13 protein-coding genes are annotated in these 21,331 nt (G+C 55.4%); 6 read left to right on the forward strand and 7 right to left on the reverse strand.

The window, feature by feature from the left end; translation table 11 throughout:
- Positions 1-15: 15 nt before the first annotated feature.
- Positions 16-2,073 carry a capsular biosynthesis protein gene (locus AP428_RS01140; RefSeq protein ID WP_054927393.1) on the reverse strand — a complete coding sequence of 686 codons (2,058 nt, stop codon included), beginning with the start codon at positions 2,071-2,073 and terminating at the stop codon, positions 16-18.
- Positions 2,074-3,195 carry a glycosyltransferase family 1 protein gene (locus AP428_RS34435; RefSeq protein ID WP_082409265.1) on the reverse strand — a complete coding sequence of 374 codons (1,122 nt, stop codon included), beginning with the start codon at positions 3,193-3,195 and terminating at the stop codon, positions 2,074-2,076. It lies immediately after the preceding gene.
- Between the two features lie 162 nt (positions 3,196-3,357).
- Here AP428_RS34435 and AP428_RS01155 point away from each other — a divergent pair, with 162 nt between their 5' ends.
- The 3 genes from AP428_RS01155 to AP428_RS36550 all read left to right on the forward strand — a co-directional run bounded on the left by AP428_RS01155 (position 3,358) and on the right by AP428_RS36550 (position 7,379).
- Positions 3,358-4,530 (forward strand): polysaccharide biosynthesis/export family protein, encoded by a 1,173-nt coding sequence (locus AP428_RS01155; protein WP_050780481.1) that lies wholly within the window; start codon positions 3,358-3,360, stop codon positions 4,528-4,530.
- Positions 4,531-4,634: 104 nt separating this feature from the next.
- Complete coding sequence (locus tag AP428_RS01160; protein ID WP_054927396.1) at positions 4,635-5,942, forward strand: glycosyltransferase family 1 protein; 1,308 nt, start codon at positions 4,635-4,637, stop codon at positions 5,940-5,942.
- A gap of 60 nt (positions 5,943-6,002) precedes the next feature.
- Complete coding sequence (locus AP428_RS36550) at positions 6,003-7,379, forward strand: hypothetical protein (protein WP_156349289.1); 1,377 nt, start codon at positions 6,003-6,005, stop codon at positions 7,377-7,379.
- A gap of 21 nt (positions 7,380-7,400) precedes the next feature.
- On the opposite strand, the gene AP428_RS01165 is transcribed toward AP428_RS36550, so the two are convergent.
- The 5 genes from AP428_RS01165 to AP428_RS01180 all read right to left on the reverse strand — a co-directional run bounded on the left by AP428_RS01165 (position 7,401) and on the right by AP428_RS01180 (position 17,193).
- Positions 7,401-9,212 carry an FkbM family methyltransferase gene (locus AP428_RS01165; protein WP_231691671.1) on the reverse strand — a complete coding sequence of 604 codons (1,812 nt, stop codon included), beginning with the start codon at positions 9,210-9,212 and terminating at the stop codon, positions 7,401-7,403.
- 183 nt (positions 9,213-9,395) lie between these two features.
- Positions 9,396-14,396 carry a glycosyltransferase gene (locus tag AP428_RS01170; protein ID WP_054927398.1) on the reverse strand — a complete coding sequence of 1,667 codons (5,001 nt, stop codon included), beginning with the start codon at positions 14,394-14,396 and terminating at the stop codon, positions 9,396-9,398.
- Positions 14,397-14,553: 157 nt separating this feature from the next.
- Entirely contained in the window at positions 14,554-15,222 is a 669-nt protein-coding gene (locus AP428_RS34440) for an ABC transporter ATP-binding protein (RefSeq protein ID WP_012327958.1), read from the reverse strand.
- A complete protein-coding gene (locus tag AP428_RS01175; protein WP_012327959.1) occupies positions 15,222-16,022 on the reverse strand; it encodes an ABC transporter permease in 801 nt (266 codons plus the stop codon). Before AP428_RS01175 ends, AP428_RS34440 begins: the two co-directional genes overlap by 1 nt.
- Positions 16,023-16,026: 4 nt before the next feature.
- Complete coding sequence (locus AP428_RS01180; protein WP_054927399.1) at positions 16,027-17,193, reverse strand: hypothetical protein; 1,167 nt, start codon at positions 17,191-17,193, stop codon at positions 16,027-16,029.
- A 625-nt stretch (positions 17,194-17,818) separates the two neighbouring features.
- Here AP428_RS01180 and AP428_RS01185 point away from each other — a divergent pair.
- From AP428_RS01185 to AP428_RS01195, 3 genes are read left to right on the forward strand one after another with little or no spacing between them, the layout of a single operon-like run.
- Positions 17,819-19,027, forward strand: coding sequence for a capsule biosynthesis protein (locus AP428_RS01185; RefSeq protein WP_054927400.1), 1,209 nt, complete (start codon positions 17,819-17,821; stop codon positions 19,025-19,027).
- Complete coding sequence (locus AP428_RS01190; RefSeq protein ID WP_012327962.1) at positions 19,020-19,805, forward strand: SDR family oxidoreductase; 786 nt, start codon at positions 19,020-19,022, stop codon at positions 19,803-19,805. Before AP428_RS01185 ends, AP428_RS01190 begins: the two co-directional genes overlap by 8 nt.
- A gap of 13 nt (positions 19,806-19,818) precedes the next feature.
- A complete protein-coding gene (locus AP428_RS01195) occupies positions 19,819-21,330 on the forward strand; it encodes an LTA synthase family protein (protein ID WP_054927434.1) in 1,512 nt (503 codons plus the stop codon).
- The last annotated feature ends 1 nt before the right edge of the window (position 21,331 follow it).

A 21,331-nucleotide genomic window follows, 5' to 3' on the forward strand; every position in this document is an offset into this window, starting at 1 on the left:
ATCGTTGAAAGCCCTTTACGTCTGCCTGCGCCGCCTCGGTTGGGAGTTGTCGGTTGGGCGGTGTCGGCAGTGCCATAACGCATGCCAAAGCACATTACGGCTCCATCGTGCGGCTTTGACGAAAAAGCGTTTGTGGTCCTTGCGGATTTCGCCAAGAGGGCGATTGGCTATCTGCGATAACCGCAGAACGACCGCCTCGGGGCTGGTGAATAGTGCGAGATCCCAGTCCCAATAGATTGGATACCGGATCAATACGCCGGCTGTCAGCATGTCGAGCGTCAGCGTTCGGGCTCTCCAGGGCTGGGGTAGCGCGTCGTGGGTGAGCCCCCAGCCAGCATAGAACGGCAGTCCATAGGTGTACACTTCTTTACCACGTAACAATGCTTCGAAGCCTGTCAATGAAGACAGCGTATGGACTTCGTCTACTGCGGCGATGAGCGATACGAGGTCTGCTCGGTCATCGACGATGTCAGCGAGTTTCGCGCCATCGATGACACCGGGTCTATTTCCGGACATCACGTCAGGATGCGGCTTATACACGATGAACGTGTCGGGATAGCGCGAACGCACCTCCTTAAGCAAGGCTTCGGTTGTTGCGATACTCCCGGTTCCCAGCCGGATAGAAGCGTCATCCGCAACCTGGCCAGCAACCAATGCAATGCGTCTTCCCGACGGGGCGCGCCAGACGGGCGCTCGCCTGCCAAGATTGTATTTGGTCAGCCCGAATCGCACGATAGCGTGGCGCAACGCTGCTGCGCGCTCGAGTTCCCGTTCATCAAACTGCGCCGTATTGAGTATCGTGGTCAAGTCACTTGGACGGGTGGCGTCGAAGTAGATTCCCTGAAAATCGAGTACCTGGCTATACGGCGCTGACATGTCCGAGCCGAGACCCGCCGAATGCAGAAAGCCGTCCTCTATACGAACCACGCGCGTGCCGGTGGGCAAACCGACTGCGGTGCGGCCACCCCAAACGGCTGCGGTCTCGTTAGAGCCAACGTCTCCGGTTTTTCCAACCCAACGGAGGTTGCTGCCCCCAGCACGCAGGTAAGGAGTGGCATAGGAGCGTTTCCACCACTGAAAGCGCAAAGCGGCGATCGCCGTCAAGTCGAAGAAGCGAGTAGCGACCGAGTGCTGCAGGGCGACACTATCCAGCGTCGCGTCCAGCGAACCCGGCTGACCGGTGGTCGAATCGAGGTAACGAGCAAGCTGTTGAAACACTACGTTGAAGAACGTGTTGCGCGTAGGGCGCGCCGTGCGTTCGGGCATCACCGCATAGTCTTGAGTGAGACCCCAGCCCGAATAGTAAGGGGTTCCAAAGACATGAGTTGGAATGCCTGCCAACAGAGCGGCCATTCCTTCCGAGGCGCCGACGACATACACTGCATCTATTCGATCGAGCATTTCGTATAGTGAGTGGTCGACTTCGAGTAAGGCCGTATCCGGGGGCAGTGTCGTTTGGCTTGACAGCCAAGTGCCTTGGCCGGAGTCTGCCGACCTCAGTAGCCAGAATTGTGCGTCAGGATGCGAACGGCGTGCATTGGCCACCATTTCAGTGAAGGCCGCTCTTCGAGAGACGCGCGACGTGCAGTAGTCAATGTGAGTAGTTGTGCGCTCGTCCAGCAAAACGACTCGTGAGGTGGCACATGAATCATGCCATTGTTTCGGCAATGGGCTGACGCGATGACGGATATGGAGAGCATCCGTTTCGAGAACGCGGGCGATGGCATCCTCTATATGTTCCTTTGGCGTGGCATCTGAGGAGCGCACAAGTTGCGACTCCAGTGCGGCAACGAATCCGCCGCGAGAGATGCAATCATCAGGACACACGAACCACGAAAGTGGCGGCGCATGTTGCTTGCGGTGCCCAAGTATCGGTCCGGGATAGGTCGCTTGCATTGCGGCTCCGACGACGAGTGCCGAACGAGCCGCAATGCGACCCACCAACGTGTCTACCCAGATCAGCGGCGACCTACCGGTCATCCATCCGATCAGTCGTCTGCCGCGAACGACCGAACGCACGTTGAATTCGCGATCGGCCGCCGACGTGAAGTAGGAGTGTGACGGGGGCATCATTTAACGTAGCGAATCGAGAAAGCTATCAACTTGCTCGAAATGTTCGCTCCATGTTGGCGTGCGGAAGCTAGCGATTTTTTGAATCCGATGGCGACGCTCAGGGCTGTCATATTCCATATAGGCCCGGATATTGGCATACCAGCCGGGACCATCTAGCGGATCAAGATACGTGGGGAAATCCGACGCAATCTCGTGGAACACCGGGAGGTCACTCGCGATTACTGGTACACCGAGGCCCAAAGCTTCCACAAGCGGCATGCCGTAACCTTCGACGAAAGAAGGGAACAACAACGCGCGCGCGTGCTGCAGCCACGCGTTGAGTTGTATATCGCTGCAGTCCGATTCTTCGATGACCACTCGACGCAGCGGCTCACAGCGCTCGAGCATATCTATAACGTTTTCGCATTCCCAGCCACGTCGACCGATAATGACAAGCTTGGGTGCGTCGTTACCCATCTGTTCAACAAGACGCCGCCAGACATGAAGGATGAACCAGTGATTCTTGCGAGGTTCGATCGTGCCCAACATAACGAAATACGGCTCGTCGATGGGGGCCGGAGATGACGAGCACTCTACTGTACCCGGCGCCAGGCGCGCGACCACAGTAGGTGGAGGTTTTGTTATGCCCGCTTTTACTGCCTCTGCTAAAAGACTCTCCAGGGTGGCATCGGAGTTCGCGATCAGTCCAGCAGCACGTCGCAGCGCGGTATCGATTCTATGACGATGCAATGTATCGACGCCAGGGCGACAAAATTCGGCATGAGTTACAGGAATCAAATCATGAATCAAGAAGACCGGGCGAATATTTCGACGCGCCAGAGCGTCATAGTAACGGCCGTGCTCCATCCCGTTGTGACTGGTATGTAGCAATATGCCGCCGTTCGTTGCCTGTCTCGAGACGCTCTGCATGCATGCTCGCGCCACAATTTTGCGTATCGCCCAGCGGTCGATTTTTGAGGAGAGTAGTAGGTCGAAGGTCGCACGCGTATCGGCGGCGGACAAGATGGAACAGAAGCCCTGCTCACTTAGCACCGCGCGCGCGTTTGTTCCGTATCGCTGGATGTAAGCGAGCCCGACACGATCGACCCCGGTAGGGCGCAGTCCATCGTACAACCGCGTCATCAGGCGGGAGACATCAAGGAAGATATTCAACACTGCTGTTACATTTGTGTGCTAGTCAATCGAGACGCGTACGCACTTCGAGCGTGGTTTTTTTGCTTCTGCGCTTCATTCTAATGGACTACGTGAGACAATTTGCGCCGAACTCAATCACGTGTGTCAAAAATGCTGCATTTGTTTCGAGGTATCGGTGGGCGATTGCTCTGCTGCGGCGTCGTATGGCTTGCAGGCTGTTCTGCAATTCCGACGTCGGGCCCAAGTAGAGCTCAGATCGATGGTGCAGGGCAGGCCCGGAATAACGCTTCCGGCATCCAGATCGTCGATGTAACGGATGAAGTTGCACGCCAGTTGTATGCAGATCGCAAGCAAACTGACTTTTTTTCGACGCTTGGCGGAGGGGCGGAATTCCAGCAGCAACTCGGGACTGGCGATACCGTTTCCGTGTCGATTTGGGAGGCGCCGCCTGCGGCTTTGTTTGGTGCGGGCCAGCAGCTTGAGTCGGCCAGCGGCGTGAATGGCGCGCGTGTTACGGTCCTGCCGGATCAGATGATCGACGCTGATGGCAATATAAATGTGCCCTTTATCGGCGCGGTCAAGGCCGCCGGTAGTACGTCCTCGCAATTGCAGGAGCGTATCGCCGCAAGGCTGCGCGGCATGGCTCACAACCCGCAAGTTCTTGTCAAGTTGTCCAAGAATGTGACGTCGTATGTGACCATCGTCGGCGATGTCGCCGCCAGCAACAGGATGCAACTGACCGCGCGTGGTGAGCGCCTACTTGACGCGCTGGCGACGGCAGGCGGCGTGCGCGAGTCGATCAATAAAGTGACGATACAAGTTACGCGGGGTAACACCGTCGTTTCGCAGCCGCTGGAAGCGATCATCCGGGATCCTCGCCAAAATGTCGTGTTGCGAGCCGGCGATGTCGTGACAGCGTTATATCAGCCATACAGCTTTACGGCGCTTGGAGCTACCGGCAAGAATCAAGAGGTTAACTTCGAAGCGCAGGGGATCACACTGGCGCAAGCGTTGGCGAGGGCCGGGGGATTGGAGGACTCGCGCTCCGATGCACAGGGCGTATTTATTTTCCGACTGGAAGATCAGAATGCGATTACATGGCCCAATTCACCTGTCCGAACTACGGCCGACGGCAAAGTTCCGGTTATTTATCGAGTGAATTTGCGTGATCCGAATGCATTCTTCGTCGCGCAGAGTTTCATGATGGATAATAAGGACTTGCTCTATGTCTCGAACGCACCGGTTACTGAAATTCAAAAGGTGCTGAATCTTGTATTTTCGGTCGCCTATCCGGTCGTGACCGGCGTCCAGAATTTCAAATAGTTGTGTACGTCCATCGCACTGGATGTCGGCCGTCACCTATTGTGCGGTCGAGCGGCCCATGCGCTGGCCATCTGATCAAGATATCTATGTTGTGACCCGTTTCAATGAATAAAGTTGTTGCTATCGACGGACACAATCTTGCGCTCCAACGCGGAACGGGCGTTGCCACCTACGCTCGCAATCTCGCGAATCACGTGAGTCAGATGGGGGGGCGTACCCAGACACTATATGGTGCCCCAATTTCGCCGAAGCTGCTTCCGTTGCTGCGTGAGATATCGTTCTTCGACTATCTTGGTGGAACAACGCCGAATCGCAAGTTGCTCCAGACTACCGTGTCTTACGTGAAGTCGACACTGTCGGCTCCGTTCGGCTATGAAGCCAGCCCCATATTAATCTCGGGGAAGGTGGAAACTGCCCGTTTTGCGGAGCGGTTACCGAGAGAATCCGATATTTGGAATGTGACAGATCTCTTTTCTGTCGCGCGTGCGCATTTCCGGCGCTATGGAAAATTCCTCACGATTCGCCTTCCACAAAAGCCGGACGTGATGCATTGGACCTACCCACTTCCTATTCGCATAGAGGGTGTACCTAACGTCTACACGATTCACGACCTCGTACCGCTGCGATTGCCGTACACCACTCTCGACAACAAGCGCTATTACTACCGATTGATCAAGTCTTGCCTTGAAACGAGCGCCCACATCTGTACGGTGTCGGAGCGTTCCAAGGCGGATATTATTGAATTGTTCGGTACGTCGCCGCAACACGTCAGCAACACCTATCAGGCTGTTGATACAAGCGACGTGGCCGCTGGCAAGAGTCTGTATGATGCGGAGCTTGAGGTCGAGGGGGTTTTTGGACTGGAGCCTCGGAGTTATTTCTTGTTCTTCGGTGCAATTGAGCCGAAGAAGAATGTTGGGCGTCTGGTCGAGGCATTTCTCTCTGCTCGATTGAACACGCAGTTGGTTATTGTCGGTTCGCTCGCATGGAAGGCGGATGAGGAAATGAAACTCATTAACGCAATGCTGAAGCAGCGGCCAGACCTGAGGCGTCGAATTCATGTATTCGACTACACGCCGCGCTCATTCCTGATCAGCCTTATTCGCGCGGCCAAGGCTGTGGTGTTTCCGTCGCTATACGAGGGATTTGGCCTGCCAATTCTCGAGGCCATGCAGCTTGGTACCCCTACGTTATGCTCGACGGGCGGTTCGCTGCCGGAAATCGCTGGAGATGCCAGCGTAATTGTCGATCCGTACGACGTGAACTCGATTGCTCATGGCTTGCGTCAACTCGAACAGGACGCTGGGTTGCGAGCTCAACTTGCGGTACGTGGAGTCGCACGTGCTCAAATGTTCGATTCAGCAGCTTATGCCGACCGCCTGCAAGCAATGTATAACCGTATATTACCTTGATGTTCATATCGACCCGGGCGCACGGTCGTTTCGAAATATTTCGATAGAGGCAAGATATCAATGATGTTGTTGAGGCGAGCAGCAAAGTTGTTCGGTGGCAATCGATCGGATGAGTCGAATGGGATCGCAACCACCACTGCGCCGGCATCGGCTGCCGAGACAATTTGCTCATTACTGGCGGCTGAGCAGGAGATCAAGTCTGTCGTGGGTGCCTTCAAAGGCGGTCGGCTCGTCTCGTCAGGTGCCGCGGGTTGGTTGACCTACGGACCGTATTTGACCTTGGACAAGGGACGATATCGTGTCGATATTGACGGCGAGGGCACGATTGCCGATGGCGGCATATGTCTTGTCGAGGTGACCGTCGATCTTGGAAAGCACGTAGTGGCTCAAATGGAAGCGAGCACGTCAAGCCGAGGGTTGGTTCGGAACCTGATTTTCACTCTCGACGTGCCTTGTCAAGATCTCGAAATTCGCACGCATGTTGACGCACACTCGACGGTGGTCATTGACCGGGTTAGCGTGACAAAGCTCGTTTCTACGGAAGCTAATAGTCAGCGTTGCAAGCGAGTAATTTTTGATAATGAGGAGACGATTGCCGAGCTAACATCTGTTGGTTCGGATACGATTATTGTTACGTTTCAGCCATTTGACTATGTTGGCTTCGAGAGGCCGGGATTTGGAGAGGATTATTTCTCATCCTTGGGTTTGGATGTACTGTGCTTTAAACCGAAGCGTAATATTTGGTATCAGGACATCACCACCGGTATGATTGAGCATTACTGTCGCCCTTTGCTCAAAGGGTACAGTCGACGTATTTCGTATGGATCGAGTATGGGTGCATATGCTGCGTTGTATTTCGCTCAAGCATTCGATGTGGATAAAGTCATTGCAATTAGTCCGCAATACTCGCCAAGGCCGGCAGATACGTCATTCGAAGATCGATGGCATGACGTGCGTCACCGTATGGGCTACTCCCATAGATGGCGTGAGCCAGTCAGCCAACACGCGTATTTCATTTATGATTCGAGGATGGCCTCTGATCGGCGCCATGTAGAGTGCCTGAAATTTGTTTTTCAGAATCACGACGATATTGCATTGCCTTTCTCTGGGCACCCCAGTGCAACTGCACTATTCGAATGTCGTCGACTCAGCACGTTGATTCGCGATCTAATCGAAGATGTGCCGATTTCGGTGCGCCAGCTGCGCGCGGATATTCGAAATGGATCTCAACACTACGCTCGGTCGCTGCTCTTGGCCAGTGCTGAACGACACGGATCATGGACGATAGGCTTGTTCCGGCATTTCGTACATGTGCATCGTTTTGATAAGCGCTGGATCCAGTCAATTAGTTCCCAGCTTAATGCAAAACTCATTGCCGTAGGACGGCAATGGGAAGCCTCGGAACTCGAGGCGACGACGATGGAAGCGGATCTTTAAGCGTCAGGCACATACCGACGTTTATTCGAATAGCCGCAATGACGAGGCCGGATGGTCGAAGCAGAGCTCAAGGTGAGTCACGCCTCCACATGCTCGTTCTTCCGCTTCGTAACGTTCGAGCAATTGTGATAAATCCGCCATGGTTTCGTATTGGCCGTCCGCGCCGATGAGACGGCAGTGGTAACCGAGTTCGGCGAATACTTGCCAGTAGGCATCGGGTGAAGTGTTCGAGACGTCAGCTTGATAGGCGGGGGAGTACTCCGACAAGACGACCGGTTTAAATCGATCGAGTAATCTTTGCGCACCTCGCATGACGGGAAGTTCATTGCCGCCTACGGCGACCTTTACGAGATCGCAGCGCGTGAGATCGCAGAGCGCAGCGTCAGCTTGTATTGCGGAAACAAGATCGAGTTGTGAGTAGTCAATCAAATGACCCGGTATCGCGCCGACTGGCTTTACGACACAGTTGGTCGATGCCAAGTTGTGAACGATTGCCAGCGTATCGAATCGCTCGTACAACGCGACGTTGTGCACCTCGATATTGGAGAGATTGTTGATGGCTGACGCGTGCAACAGTGCGGAGATCGCCTTGGCACTCGGGTCAAAGGCGATGACTCTTCCGCTCGGCCCAACGCGTCGTGCCGCGAGCAAACTGAAGAAACCGATGTTGGCGCCGACGTCGATGACCACGTGACCGTTATGCAGCAATCTTTCGAACAAGGGAATAAATCGTGGTCGAAAAAGTCCTCCATCCTGAAGATAGCGGGCTGCAAAGTGTCCCTCCGGAATGGCTAGCGTGAAGTCGCACGCACGCACGAAGGTGTGCCGGCGAGTGCGTGAAGCCGCTTCGGTCTGAAAGCGTTCGAGCACATAGCGAAGCTGCGGTGCGAACCGATCTGCTGTAGTGAGCAAATGGAGATTTCCGGCATCATCTTCCGCTACATCGCTTGGTTGTAGATCCGCCGGTGCAATCGTCGGCCATTTCGAGCAAAGTGCCAAGTTGCTCTCTTCGAATTTTGATTGCAGTCTCTCTTGATCGTGGCGCGACAAACTGAGCTTGTTTGTCGCGCCGAAGTCCTTGAGATACGTGGCAACCGATTCGAGTGTGCTACCCGATAAGCGAGCCGCATTCAGAAGTGCAATCGATTCAACGTCAATAGACTGGTTGATACGTTCGAGTCCAATTTCTTCAATCTGAATGTCGAATTTGTTCGTTAGGTATGCGAGTGTATCGCGATTCCGTTTATAAGGAATCGGTTTAATGGAATCCCGACCGAAACTATTTGCCCATCGATCAAGTAAAAGGTCGAAATTAAAATACTGCTCGTCTTCAGCGAGATCATGGATCATCGACTCGTTGATTTCGATCCCGTCGCAGGCGAGTGTTGATATTCTGGAAATCAGTACATCGATCTGAGGTCGAATAAAGCAAATGACCTCGATTTCGTCAAAGTGCCGATAGAGCATGTCGGCGAGTCGAGCTGTTTCATTTGTATTGCGATACAAACTGCTGAAATACTCACAACTGACGATAAAGTATCGGCAGTTGCGGGATAGTGCCGCATCGACATCGCTCTGTAGATCGCTTTCAATCGACGCGCAAAGCGCCGCGTACTGTTGTGAGTCTTGGACGCCGAATGAGGCAAGTCGGTCGTCCGTCATCACATTTAGTGGGTCCCTCCCATAGAGCGACAGTTTGCGATGAGCATATTCGCCTAGCACTCGCGAGTACCATACACCTTGGGTGGCGAGGCGGTCTCGTTGATGTGCAAGCGTGAGCTGCAGTGAAGAGCTTCCCGTCTTCTCGGTGCCAATGTGGAGAATCAGCTTCATAGAAATAGAGCGGTGTGATCGCAATTCGTGTCCTGCGGTAGACACCGGTGGTAGCAAAACGGCACAACATGCGCCGGTTCGCGGGGATATTGTCTTCCGGACGTGGAGGATCTTCCGCGCCTTGGATTGAATCGATCGTGACGAACATCGTGCGCGCGATAGATTCGCGCGCACGATGAGGTTTCAGGTGAGCAGCACAAAGCTGGGGAACGCACGCGACAACCGTCGCTTCTCGAGCGAACAGAGATTCTCACCGGTCATCTCGTCAGCCTGTGTATCGCTAATTTCCTCGAGCACCGACTGTACGCGTTGCATTGTCGTTAACCAGCCGGCGCGATCGGGGATGTTGTCGATCACATGAACTGCATCGGTGGTGGCCGCCAATTGACAAACTCTGTCGATAGCCTCGTATGAGTCGACCGACGATAACGCAAGATGCTCCTCTAGTGACGGATCGCGCTTGAAGAGCTTGCGATAAACAGCGATCGCACGGTAGATAGCAGGATACACACACAATTCCGATAGATGATAACGGCGTCGCGAATGCTGAATTTGACCGGGAACCGGTGCCTGGAGGTACAGGTGAGCCTGCAAGTCACCGACCGCGCTGCGTGTCGCGCGGGCCTTATTTGCAATGCGTACGATTGCGCGCAGAACGGACATTCGTGCAGCGACATCGTCGACGGGCATAGCATCCAGTTCCGCGCGTTCGAAATCGGACGGACGACGCTTGGCGATGGCCAGCATGGCCGTGTCGATGAAGTCAGTTTGGTCGAGTAACAATAGCGAAAGTGCACTGACGAGTCGGTTGCCGTCTATAGCGGAGAGCTCGGAACTTGCGAGCAAATCTGCATGACATGAATCAACGGCCAGATCTATCGGGCGTCCCTGCATCAGAGCATTGCGAGCAGCACCAAAAATCGCTGCCAGTCGAGTGTCAACGGAGCCACCTTCGGTAGCTTCGAACGATTCGAATTCGTTCGATGTGGGTTGTCGATCGAATTGAGACGTATAGAGGGTCTTTACTGCAGTGCGTGCTGGGAGCGCGAGTAGATCCGAGACGATGATTGCGGATCGGGCACTCGGAATGCGCGCGGCACGATTTTCGGAGTTCAACATAACCAACGCGTCGCGATAGACCGCATCGATCGTGTTTTCATCACGAAACACCCTTAATCGGCCCAGAACTTGTGCGTAGTAGGTTGGGTTCGACAATCTGCGAAGAACGGTCGGCAAATCAGCATCGGTCGCAAAAATAACGCCGGCGGCCATGTCCTCGAACTGATCTTCCGGGGAGGTAACGACTGGCCGATCGGCCGTCATTGCCACACGAGCGGAGCCGGTAGTCGCCCAATAAGAAATCGGACCTTGCGGGAAATACACGACATCGCCCGAGCGCAACGTTGCGAGAATTTCCTCGTCGGTTTGGAAGTCAAAAGTGACCTTGCCAGCAACGCCCATGCTTGCAACTAGTTCTCGAGCTCGCTGTGCCCGCTCAGCGGAATCACATGCGAAGTTGGCGACAAGACGACTATTCGACTCGACGCACGCCTGGAGAATCCGATCGATGCGCTTATGAGGGGACAGGAAGCCGAAGGACGATACGGTTAGAGCATTTCCTTCAGCACGTGCCGGGGCTTCAACTGAAGCGATCGGTGACGTCACATGAATGCCGTGCTCAACGAATATTGCACGGGTATTGCGTGCAGCGGCACTGCTCAGAGTAACGACAGGAATCGTAGAGTTAAACAGCATTTGACTGCGTTCACGTAGATCGGGCTTGTTCATGTCGATCGTGTGCATCACGACAGCTGAGCTCACGTTCGGGTAACGCTCTGCGTAGTCTTCGAGTTGCTCGATCAATTCTCCAGTCGTATCTGGGCCGGCAAGAGTTGGATTGAAGGAATCATACAATCCGTATTCATGCTGCACGAATATATAGCCATAGCGACCCGTCGCCAGATACGGTTCACATTCGTCCACCCCGCGGACGATCACGGTATCCCTACCTTGTCCTCGCATTGCGGCTGCGACGTGAGATGCGTAGCTAGCGATACCGCATTGCTTTCCGTAGCTCGCGCATACCTGAATGACGCCTGCAATTTGCGTTGTTCTCGGAATTGGCAGGACCGGCTTGCCGCCCGATGCGAGCAGGCGCGTATCGACTAGGGAGACGATATGCTCTGTTGTGGCGCTCCATTTGCGACGTTGGTAGTGCTCCCGGACGTACGCTTCGCGCTCCGTGCGCTTTGGATGATCGTAGACATATTGGGTTGCCAGGGCAATGAATGCGTCTTCGTCGGTCGGCTCGAAATAGTCCGCGCAGTCGCCGCCGACTTCCGGCATGGATGTCGTCGCCGATGCGAGGCAAACTTTCCCGTGAGACAAGGCTTCAGCAATCGGTAACCCCCAGCCTTCGCACAGACTCGGAAACACGGTGAACAAGCAATTCTCGTAGAGCTTGTCCAGACTCGCATCATCGACGTTGTGCAATAGGACAACCTTGCCACCGGCGTATTGCGTTGCGCGAAGTTCTGCCTCAATTGCAGTCATACCGTCGCCTGGCGAGCCGACGAACACGAGCGTCGGACAATCCTCACCGCTCATCTTGCGCAGTCTGTCCCACGCACGGACGAGGAACCCATGATTCTTGCGTTTGCCAAGTGCTGACACGAACATGACGTACCCGGCACTTTTCGAGAGGCGAAGAACGGACGCGACTTTTGCCTCGTCGACACGTTGTTTCCGGGGCAGGCAACGATAATCGTCACCGAGTTCGACCTTGATGGCTTCGATCGGCTGGCGGCCGGTTTCGGCGCAAAACTGCTGAATTTCTCGTCCGGAGTGGTTCGAGTTGACCATCACCAGATCAGCCTGGTCGAGCGCAGGTCCGATCCAGTAGCGGAAAATGGCTGCCCATTTTTCGCTGACGAGCGTTGGATAGTACAACTGCAACAGATCGTGAATGTATATTGCGACACGCGATCCAGCTCGCTTGTATTCGTTGAGAATCGCGTTATTTGCATCGTAGTGCCAAGCCGAGCCGAGAATGACGACGATGTCGTGCGGGCTCGATTCGAACGCTTTCTCTCCATTCGTGAGCGTACGTTGGACGAACGGATTGATTTTTTGCTGTGATGCTTCGCCGAAGCTCGATGGGAAGATAGCCGACGCGAAATCCGCCTGGTCGACTTCGACGGCGATCGTTTTCCAGTTCACGAGTGCAAGGTTGCCCTTCCAGCTTTCGAACAATTCCAGTACGACTTCGACGATCGTGCGCTCGATCCCGCCAGGTGCGGCAGATGCCGCGACAACGGTGGCGAGGCTCGTGACGTCGAGGACAAGACGAGTATCAGTAGGCTGTTCAGGAGGGCGAATGGAGCGAACCGCGTCGCGCCAGGCTGCGAATCGGCTGGTCCATTCCGGAAAACGCATCGCGAGGTCTTCGCGAGTGAGTAGCTCTGCCGCAGCATTGAATTCTCGAGCGCCAAGCAATGCTTCGTACTCGAGTTCAATGCCACGCGGATAGTGCGGGAACAGGTAGTTGTAGGTACGTGCGGAGTCGAGCGCATCCTGCCAGTTACGCTCCCGGATCGACATCATCGCGCGCAGTTCAAGATAGAACGCGCAATTCGGCCAGATTTCCGCGATTTCTTCACATATCGCTCGGGAATTCTTGAAATCCCCAACGTTGAAATGCAGCCAAGTCAGGCGAGTGTATGCGTTGAACAGGGGATTGGCCATATCGGGTGATCCCGGCTCGTCGCTACGGGTGCGGCGCAGCAGCAAGGTCAGACGCCTACCGGCTTCTACCGCTCGGGCCTGATGTTCCAAGCCAGTACTTAGGTCGAGCGCATCTTCCAGAAGATCACGATCCTCTGGGAAACGTTCGAGTGCATCCCACACCATTCTTTCTGCGTCGTCGAGTTTGTTGCACTCGCGCAGGGCTGCCGCACACCGTAGCCAGAATTCTTTGCGACCAGGTGCGATAGTCAGGATTCGGTTCCAAAGCGACGCGACTTCTGTTTGTTGACGAGCGTCGCGTGCAATATCGGCCACTGCTACAAGAGGCTCTGGTGCCAGCGGATAGCGTCCGGCAATCTTCAGCAACGCGTCGCGGTAATCCTGTGCAGAACGCCCGACGTTTTCCAACCTGGCCGTCTCAATGTGCGCTCGAACAAAATCTGGTTGAAAGTGCAGCAAGCCGCGCCAGGTTGCCAATGCTATCGAACGGCGACCAGCTGCCTCTTCGCATTCAGCGAGCATGGCAAGCACACTCGTATCTCGAGGCTGCCTTGCGAGTGCTTGTCGTAGCGTTTGACATGCGTCATCTGCGCGACTGAGTGCCAGCAAGACACTTGCATGGGTCAAATGCAGATTGGGTGACGAGTCCATAACGACAGCGATCTGGCTGAACTCGAGCGCTGCGGGATAATCGGCACGGCTTTTCAGGACGCGTGCCTTCGTTTCCGCAACGAGCGCCGAGCCCGGCCACCTTTCCTGCGCGTCGTCGATAATGGCCTCGGCTGTACGCAAGTCTCCCATTTCGATCAGGGCATTGGTTCGCTGCAGTGAGGCATTCAAATCTTCCGGATCGAGTTCCGCCGCACGCGTCCAGTACTCGAAAGCGCGCATTAGATCGTGGCGCTGGTATGCGCATTCCGCAAGGCCAGCGGCGACATCGAAACGAGTGATGCCGTCACCGGAGACTGCCTGGAGAATCGTCTCGGCTGTTGCGAAATCGCTGATACGCAGCCGAGCGTGCGCTTCGCAGACCTTGAATTCGACCCGATTCGTCAATTTAGCGGCGTGATGCCAAGCGTCTGCTTCTGCGAGGTGATCACCAAGGAAGTGACACGCGCGTGCCAAGAGTTCATGCACGCTCGCGTCATTAGGAAATGCGTTTTTCGCGAGATCGAGAATTCGCCGCGCAATCCGATAGCTCTCATGCTTCAAATATTCTTCACACAGTTCCTTGATGGCGCCCGTGTGCACACGCCGCTTCGCATCCTCGATCAGGTCGCGTACGAGCTCGTCAACAGCTGGATCGTTCTCGCGGATTATTGCCGAGGATGATTGAAACCCTTCGGTAGTAGCGTCATCTGTCACTACGTTGATGTTGTCGGCTTGCGACGCCTGATCCGATTCTGTGGTGGCGTCAGTTTTGCGCTTCTTGAAAATCACGGTAGGGCTCCAATGCGTGCGTGATCGGATTTGCGATAGTGTTGCTCAGGGCGCTGTCTAACGCACAACGGCGACAAGTGAAATGTTAGCCTACCCGTTGTCGGGTCGAGTGCATTGACGATGCGGCACGTGTTCGACGAAAGAAAGTGGGCCAAACTTACGAGTGAATAGGTTGACCCGTGATTTCGTGATAGAAATCAAATGCTGAGTCTACATCCAGGAACTCACGCAGCACCCCTTTCTCAAGTACACATGCGCGCGTGCAGTGTTCACGGATAATATGAGGATCGTGCGACACCATAATCATCGCTCGATCGCGGCGTTTTTCAAATAGTTCCCGATGGCATTTGTCGCGAAAACTTGCGTCACCGACTGCGATAACCTCATCGATCAGAAAGCAGTCGAATTCGATCGCCATTGACATCGCGAACGCAAGCCGTGCAAGCATGCCGCTCGAATATTTCTTCACCGGCTCTCGCAGATACGTTCCCAGTTCGGTGAAGTCTTCTACGAAAGGTAGGGCGGCCTCGTAGGATGCGCCGTAGACTCGACAGGCGAATCGCAGATTGTCGAGACCTGTCAGGCTTCCTTGAAATCCGCCTGAAAAGGCGAGCGGCCAAGATACGCTCATTGCTCGCTCGATAGTACCCGAAGTCGGTAATTCGGAGCCACTGATCAGGCGAACCAGTGTCGATTTGCCCGCGCCATTGCGCCCCAGAATGCCGATGCGTTCGGACGGTTCGATTGTGAGATTGATATGGTCGAGAATTAACCGTCTGCCGTTACGTGTGCTGTAGTGTTTCGACACGTCTTGAAGATTTAACATCAGTGTTCCACTCTCGTCGACACGTCTCTCACAACCGCAAGTCCGATCCACGTGAGGAAAGCACAGACCATGATCGTATAGGGAACGTCGTAGTATGGCGTAATCTGCGAGCCGAAGTATCCGTAGCGAAATAATTCCACGCAGTTCGGCGCAGGAAACAACATTGCGATGTCACGCAGGTTGGGGGGGAGCCAACTCGCCATAACGAAGGCGCCGGATACAGGAAGCTGGAAGTAGGAAATCGGGTGCCAGAGTCTTTCGACAAGTTCGCTGTATTCGCACAGTCCCCCGATCAGCAGGCCAAGCGCGGCCGAATACCAGCATAACAACACCCAGCCGGCTGCCATGTTCAAGACATCGGCGGGCGGGTCGATTATTCCTATCGCGATCAGTGTGCTGGTCAGCACCAGCATCGATAGCGTTGTACCGACAATCTCAAGTGTGATGCGCGCAAAAAATAGGTCGATAACGCGAACATTGCGATGGAACAGCAAGGCTGCATTAGGCTCGACAGCCAGCGTGCATCGGCCAATTGTGTTGCGCCAGACCAGAACCGTGGAGTAGCTTGTGACCGCAAAGGCCGTCACGTTAATCTCGTGTCCCTGTCCCGTTTCGTGTAGCAGGTTCCAAAGTGCCGCGATACCGACCGTGAACAACATTGGTTCTGCAAACAACCATGCGAAACCAATATTGTGACGACCGTAGCGCGTAATGATTTCACGCATGGTTAGCGCGAACACTACTCGCATCTGGATTTTGAGCGAGGTAAGCAGCGAAGGATATGGCTGAGGAGACGACATGACGTCAGTGCTGATGTTCGCGCACGCTGGCAATCAGCAGGCTGAGCGAGGCCCAGGCTACAATGCCAAGCACAAACACAGTAACAATGCCGCGGATACGTTTAGGTTCGATCGCTACATCGGGCCTGTTGGGTTCGACGAGACGTTCAAGATACAACTGCTTGCGATTTGCTTCCACTCGTGCGTTTTGAAGGGCAGTCATTGCCGCATCCAATTGGCGATCGGCAAATTGGGCATCGAGTTGCAGGCGTGCGTAATTGGCGGCCTTCGCGGAAAGGGAGTCTTTACTTCCGGTGACACCGACGGTTGTATTCGCGATTTGCTTTTCGAGTGTCTGAATATTCGTCTTCAGCACAGGAATCTGCGGGTTCTGCGGAGCGATTGACTGAAGCTGGATAAGTTGGTTTTGGGCTGTAAGCAATTGATTCTGCAAACCGGTGATTTGCTGCAACTGCAAAGCGGACTGGCGTTCCGGGTCGAACACGGAAAAAGAATTGCGATAGGCCGCTACGGTTGCGGCCGCGTCTTTCGCTTTTGTCGTTGCAGAGTCCACTTGTTGTTGTGCAAATCTGACCGTATCTGCTGCCGCACGCTGATTCATGCGGTTGACAAGGCGCTCGCTCATCGCAATCAGGTCTTCATTGATCTTTTGCGCGTCACTTGCGGTATACGAACGTACCTGTAGGGTTGTGATTGCCGACGTCGCATCCAGATCGACGGAGACGATTCGTTTGCCGTAGTAGCGCCACAGCGCTTCGAAACTGTCGTCGAAATAACGTGAAAAGCGACTGACTACGTCGCCGTGCTGGCTGTAGGCGTCGAGAATATAGTTATCCCGATTCAGCTCACGCAGTGCGTCGCGGGACCGAATGTAGTCGACTACGGAGTATGTGTCGTCTTGCGCGCGGCCCGCACCAGTACCTTGTAGCAGAGAACTGAGAAGGCTTGTCTGGCTTTGGCGCTGCGGGCTGCGGACAACAAACCGAGATTCGGAAACATAGATGTCCGACGCGATCAGGCCGTAGTAGACCGTGGCGATGATGGTCGGGGCCAGAACGGTAACTGCAAACAGCGTGTTGATTCGTTTGAGCCGTGCCACTACACCTTTATCGTTGCCGCCTAGCGACGACGCCGAATACTTTTCCGATAGCGTTTTCAACGTCTTGTCCAAACTCAATTGCCAAGGATCTTGGGATGCCGGGGGCGCCGCTCGCGTCCACCGTCAAGGGCATGCGCCACCAGCGCAAGGTATGCGTAGTGGGTTGCTTCGCGACCCAGCGCTCGTGCCGCTGCACCTCTGGCAGGCGACGTTCACACCGAAATTCGGGCGAGTGATTATAGCCAGCGCCGTAATTTTGCGCTATCTAAGTGTGGTTTTTCGCGCCTGACTCAACAATGTCATTTGTGTAATTTTTTCGAATGTGAGCGGTAAGGCTTGCAGGCGGCGTGGTAATTTCTGCGGGCCAGATTCAGGCGGTTGCCGTGGGACGGATCTGACGGCGTATACGCGCCGGTCGGTGGTGTAGTCGGATCTGGCCATGCTCGATGGCGGTATGCGGGGATGGGTGGCGAGGGGGCGCGGTATTATAGCGATGTTGCGTGACACGCGTCACTGCATTTCTGTTTCGGCTCACGATTTTGTTCGCGCTAATGTTTTTGGTACCGTCGAATGCGATAATTGCCAGCGGTGGCGCCCGTGTGATTTCCACTTCCGGTTCATATATATAGTGTGGATGCTGTGAGGGACGAAAGTGTCCCGATTTCTTGTGTGTCCGCACCGCTCGCAACATTCTTTCATGCGTCGCTCATATCTTGCGCTTCAGGGTACGGCCTCCCCTTTTTTTTCCAAGCTGGCCGAGGCTTTGCGCACGCGCGGCCATGCAGTACAGAAGGTTAATTTTTGTGGAGGAGATCTTCTATACGGGGGGGCTGCCCGCCATGCGGTAAATTATGAGGGGCGCCTTGGCGAACTGCCGGCATGGTATTCGGACGTAATCGGAGGAGGTGATTTCACTGATGTGCTGATGTTCGGCGACTGTCGCGAGGTTCATGTACCCGCGCACGCGATAGCACAGAAGGCGGGCATGCGCGTGCATGTCTTCGAAGAGGGCTATGTGCGGCCGCACTGGCTGACGCTGGAGCGTCACGGCGTCAATGGACGCTCCCTGTTACCCCGGGATCCGGGCTGGTATCGTGACCGACGCAAGGAGACGCCAGCAAGTCCGCCTGCCGCACCGACCGGCTATAACCTTCGTGAGCGAGCTTTTCACGATATCGCCTATCGCGGAGCCAACACGCTATTTTCACGTCGATTCCCGCACTATCGCAGTCATCGGCCACATAACGGGTTCGTAGAGTATGCCGGGCTCGCCTGGCGCGCACTTGCGCAGCGTGGGTTCGAGCGTGATGCAGGCCGGGTAACGGATCAACTGCTTCGCGCAACTGGCGGCTACTTTTTGTTCCCCCTGCAACTCAATTCGGATGCTCAACTCGTTGTGCATTCCCCATTTGGCGGCACCCGGCCGGCGGTCGATCAAGTACTACGCTCATTCGCTGCTCATGCCGACTCCAACGTTCGTCTGGTGGTCAAGAATCATCCGTTAGATACGGGGCTAATCGATCATCGGCGCCATGTGCTGCTGCTCGCGCAGCAATTAGGAATTGCCGACCGCGTTACCTTCATCGACGCGGGGCACTTGCCGACCTTGCTCGAGTATGCGCGCGGCGTAATCGTCGTGAACAGTACGGTTGGGTTGTCAGCCCTTCATCATCGGCGGCCGCTAATTGCTCTCGGGCATGCGATCTACGATATGCAGGGACTGACATGGCAAGGCAGTCTTGATGATTTTTGGAAAGCTGAATTTGAACCTGATCGTGAGCTTTACCAAGCATTTCTCGACTACGTTATTCACCATACCCAAATCAACGGCGACTTCTATACCCGTACGGGGATCGAGCGGGCGATTCGCGGTGCCGTGTCACGGCTTGAGGCATCGCATGACTAGTACCACCCCTCGTCACATTGTCATCACCGGTGCCAGTGCAGGCATCGGACGCGCACTCGCGACTGCCTACGCCGCGCCTGGTGTGGTGTTGGGGCTCGTTGGTCGGGACGTGCGGCGGCTTGATGCCTGCGCTGACGCGTGCCGAGCGCTTGGCGCTCAGGTGGTGACCGCACCGGTCGACGTGCGAGACGCAGCGGCGATGCAGGTATGGCTTTGGCAGTTTGACGACACATATTCGATAGATTTGCTGATCGCCAATGCCGGGGTTGCCAGTACGCTCGAGTCAGCTTGCGACTGGGAAGAACTTGATCGTATGGCTGCAGTCGTCGATACCAACTTCTATGGGGCGATGCACGCGGTACTGCCGGTGATTGCGCGCATGCGAGCGCGGTGCAGCGGCCAGATTGCCTTGGTGAGTTCGATCGCGGCGCTACGCGGCATGGCGATTTCGCCTGCGTATTGCGCGAGCAAGGCGGCACTCAAGGCGTACGGCGATTCGGTGCGCCCGTTGCTGGCGCGTGACGGTATACATCTCGCGATCGTGTTGCCCGGCTTCGTCAAGACTGCGATGAGCGATGTATTCCCGGGGGACAAGCCGTTCATGTGGTCGGCGGATAAGGCCGCAGGCTATATTCGCCGCAAGCTGGCGGCGCGGCGGGCCGAGATTGCGTTTCCGGGATTGCTCGCGCTCGGTATGCGCCTGTTGACGCTGCTGCCGGCGCGATTGGGTGACGCGATACTCGGCGGATTGTCCTACTTACCTCGACGGGAGCGCTAGCTTGAGCGTTGGCATGTTGCTCACGCTTCTGATTGCGCTTGGCGTGTCGTTTGCGCTGGATGTCTTGGCGTTGCCGCGTGTGCGGCAACGTTCCGGCGTCGCGCTAATGTTGCATGCCGTTGCACTTGTGTTTCTGACTGGTGCGATGCTGATCGTGACAAGACGCATCGTATTTTCCGTCTGTATTGCAGTGGCACTGGTCGGCCTGTTGGTGACGGTGAACAATGCAAAGTACGAGTCGTTGCGCGAGCCATTCGTTTTTACGGATCTGAGTCTGTTCAGCCAGTTGTTCGCCCATCCCCGGTTGTACCTGCCGTTTCTGAGCGTCGGAAAGGTGATCGGAATCGTGATTGGCGTCGCGGCGCTGTTGACCGGCTTCTTTGCTGAGCAACCGTTCGACGGGGCGCTCTGGTCGGTGACGGCGCTCCTCCTGGTGTCTGCGGTCGCAACCTGTTGGTTGGCGACACGCTTGCCGCTTACGCTGGATGCCGGCGCGGACCAACAGCGGCATGGATTTTTTGCAGTATTCGTTGCGTATCTGCTGAACGGCTTGCGTCCCGCGACGCTGCGCGCATTCGACGGGGTTGCCCGGACTGGACCGTTCGCATCGGGCGCGCCGACTGCGGGCCCTGATGTGATCGTGATCCAGAGCGAATCGTATTTCGACGCGAGGCGTCTTGGTTCGGCGATCGATTCGGCGAACTACCGGAATCTGGACATTGCGCGCGGGGAATCCATCTGCCACGGTGAACTCCTCGTGCCGGCCTGGGGTGCGAACACGATGCGTACAGAGTTTGCGATGCTGAGCGGACTGACGTCCGCGCGTCTCGGCTACGCCCGTTTCTACCCTTACGCTTTCGTACGGCGCGCGTGTACAACGATTGCAGCCTGGTTTCGGCGGGGCGGTTACACGACTGTCGCGATTCATCCGTACTATGCAGACTTCTTCGGAAGGAATCGGGTCTTTCCGTTGCTCGGATTCGATAGATTTCTGGATATTGAAAGCTTTGTCGCCGCCCCGCGAGCCGGACCGTATATTGCCGATTCGGCCGTACTGGATACCGTCATCGATGTGCTGGACGAACTCCGGAACGCGCCGCGCTTCATCTTCGCGATGACAATGGAGAACCACGGCCCCCTGCACCTTGAGCAGGTATTACCGGGAGAATCGTCTTCGAGGCATACTCTTGGCGAAGATGCCAGTTGGCGCGACCTGACAGCCTACCTGCGGCACATTGAAAATGCAGACGCAATGATCGGGCGCCTGCTCGATCATTTGCGCACCAGCGATCGTGAAACAGTCGTTTGTTTTTACGGCGACCACGTTCCCGCGCTGCCTCACGTATTCGATAAGCTGGGTGTTTCTCCGCAAACCAGTGACTACTTCATTTGGCGAAATTACGGCACGGACACGCCCGAATGCCGGAATTTGGCAGCCGAAGAGCTTGGGTCGGTACTTTTGCATGTGGTACAAGATGACGGACATCGCGCGGAAGAACCGCACGCATCCGAGAAAGCGACATAAA

This window comes from Burkholderia sp. E168m22 (assembly GCF_001319805.1).
Lineage (GTDB): Bacteria > Pseudomonadota > Gammaproteobacteria > Burkholderiales > Burkholderiaceae > Burkholderia > Burkholderia orbicola.

Coding starts and splice junctions, on each gene's coding strand:
- AP428_RS01195 (WP_054927434.1), top strand. CDS start 19,819: ATGTTGCTCACGCTTCTGATTGCGCTTGGCGTGTCGTTTGCGCTGGAT.
- AP428_RS01140 (WP_054927393.1), bottom strand. CDS start 2,073: ATGATGCCCCCGTCACACTCCTACTTCACGTCGGCGGCCGATCGCGAA.
- AP428_RS01185 (WP_054927400.1), top strand. CDS start 17,819: ATGCGTCGCTCATATCTTGCGCTTCAGGGTACGGCCTCCCCTTTTTTT.
- AP428_RS01175 (WP_012327959.1), bottom strand. CDS start 16,022: ATGTCGTCTCCTCAGCCATATCCTTCGCTGCTTACCTCGCTCAAAATC.
- AP428_RS01160 (WP_054927396.1), top strand. CDS start 4,635: ATGAATAAAGTTGTTGCTATCGACGGACACAATCTTGCGCTCCAACGC.
- AP428_RS34440 (WP_012327958.1), bottom strand. CDS start 15,222: ATGTTAAATCTTCAAGACGTGTCGAAACACTACAGCACACGTAACGGC.
- AP428_RS36550 (WP_156349289.1), top strand. CDS start 6,003: ATGATGTTGTTGAGGCGAGCAGCAAAGTTGTTCGGTGGCAATCGATCG.
- AP428_RS34435 (WP_082409265.1), bottom strand. CDS start 3,195: ATGACGCGGTTGTACGATGGACTGCGCCCTACCGGGGTCGATCGTGTC.
- AP428_RS01165 (WP_231691671.1), bottom strand. CDS start 9,212: ATGAAGCTGATTCTCCACATTGGCACCGAGAAGACGGGAAGCTCTTCA.
- AP428_RS01155 (WP_050780481.1), top strand. CDS start 3,358: ATGCTGCATTTGTTTCGAGGTATCGGTGGGCGATTGCTCTGCTGCGGC.
- AP428_RS01190 (WP_012327962.1), top strand. CDS start 19,020: ATGACTAGTACCACCCCTCGTCACATTGTCATCACCGGTGCCAGTGCA.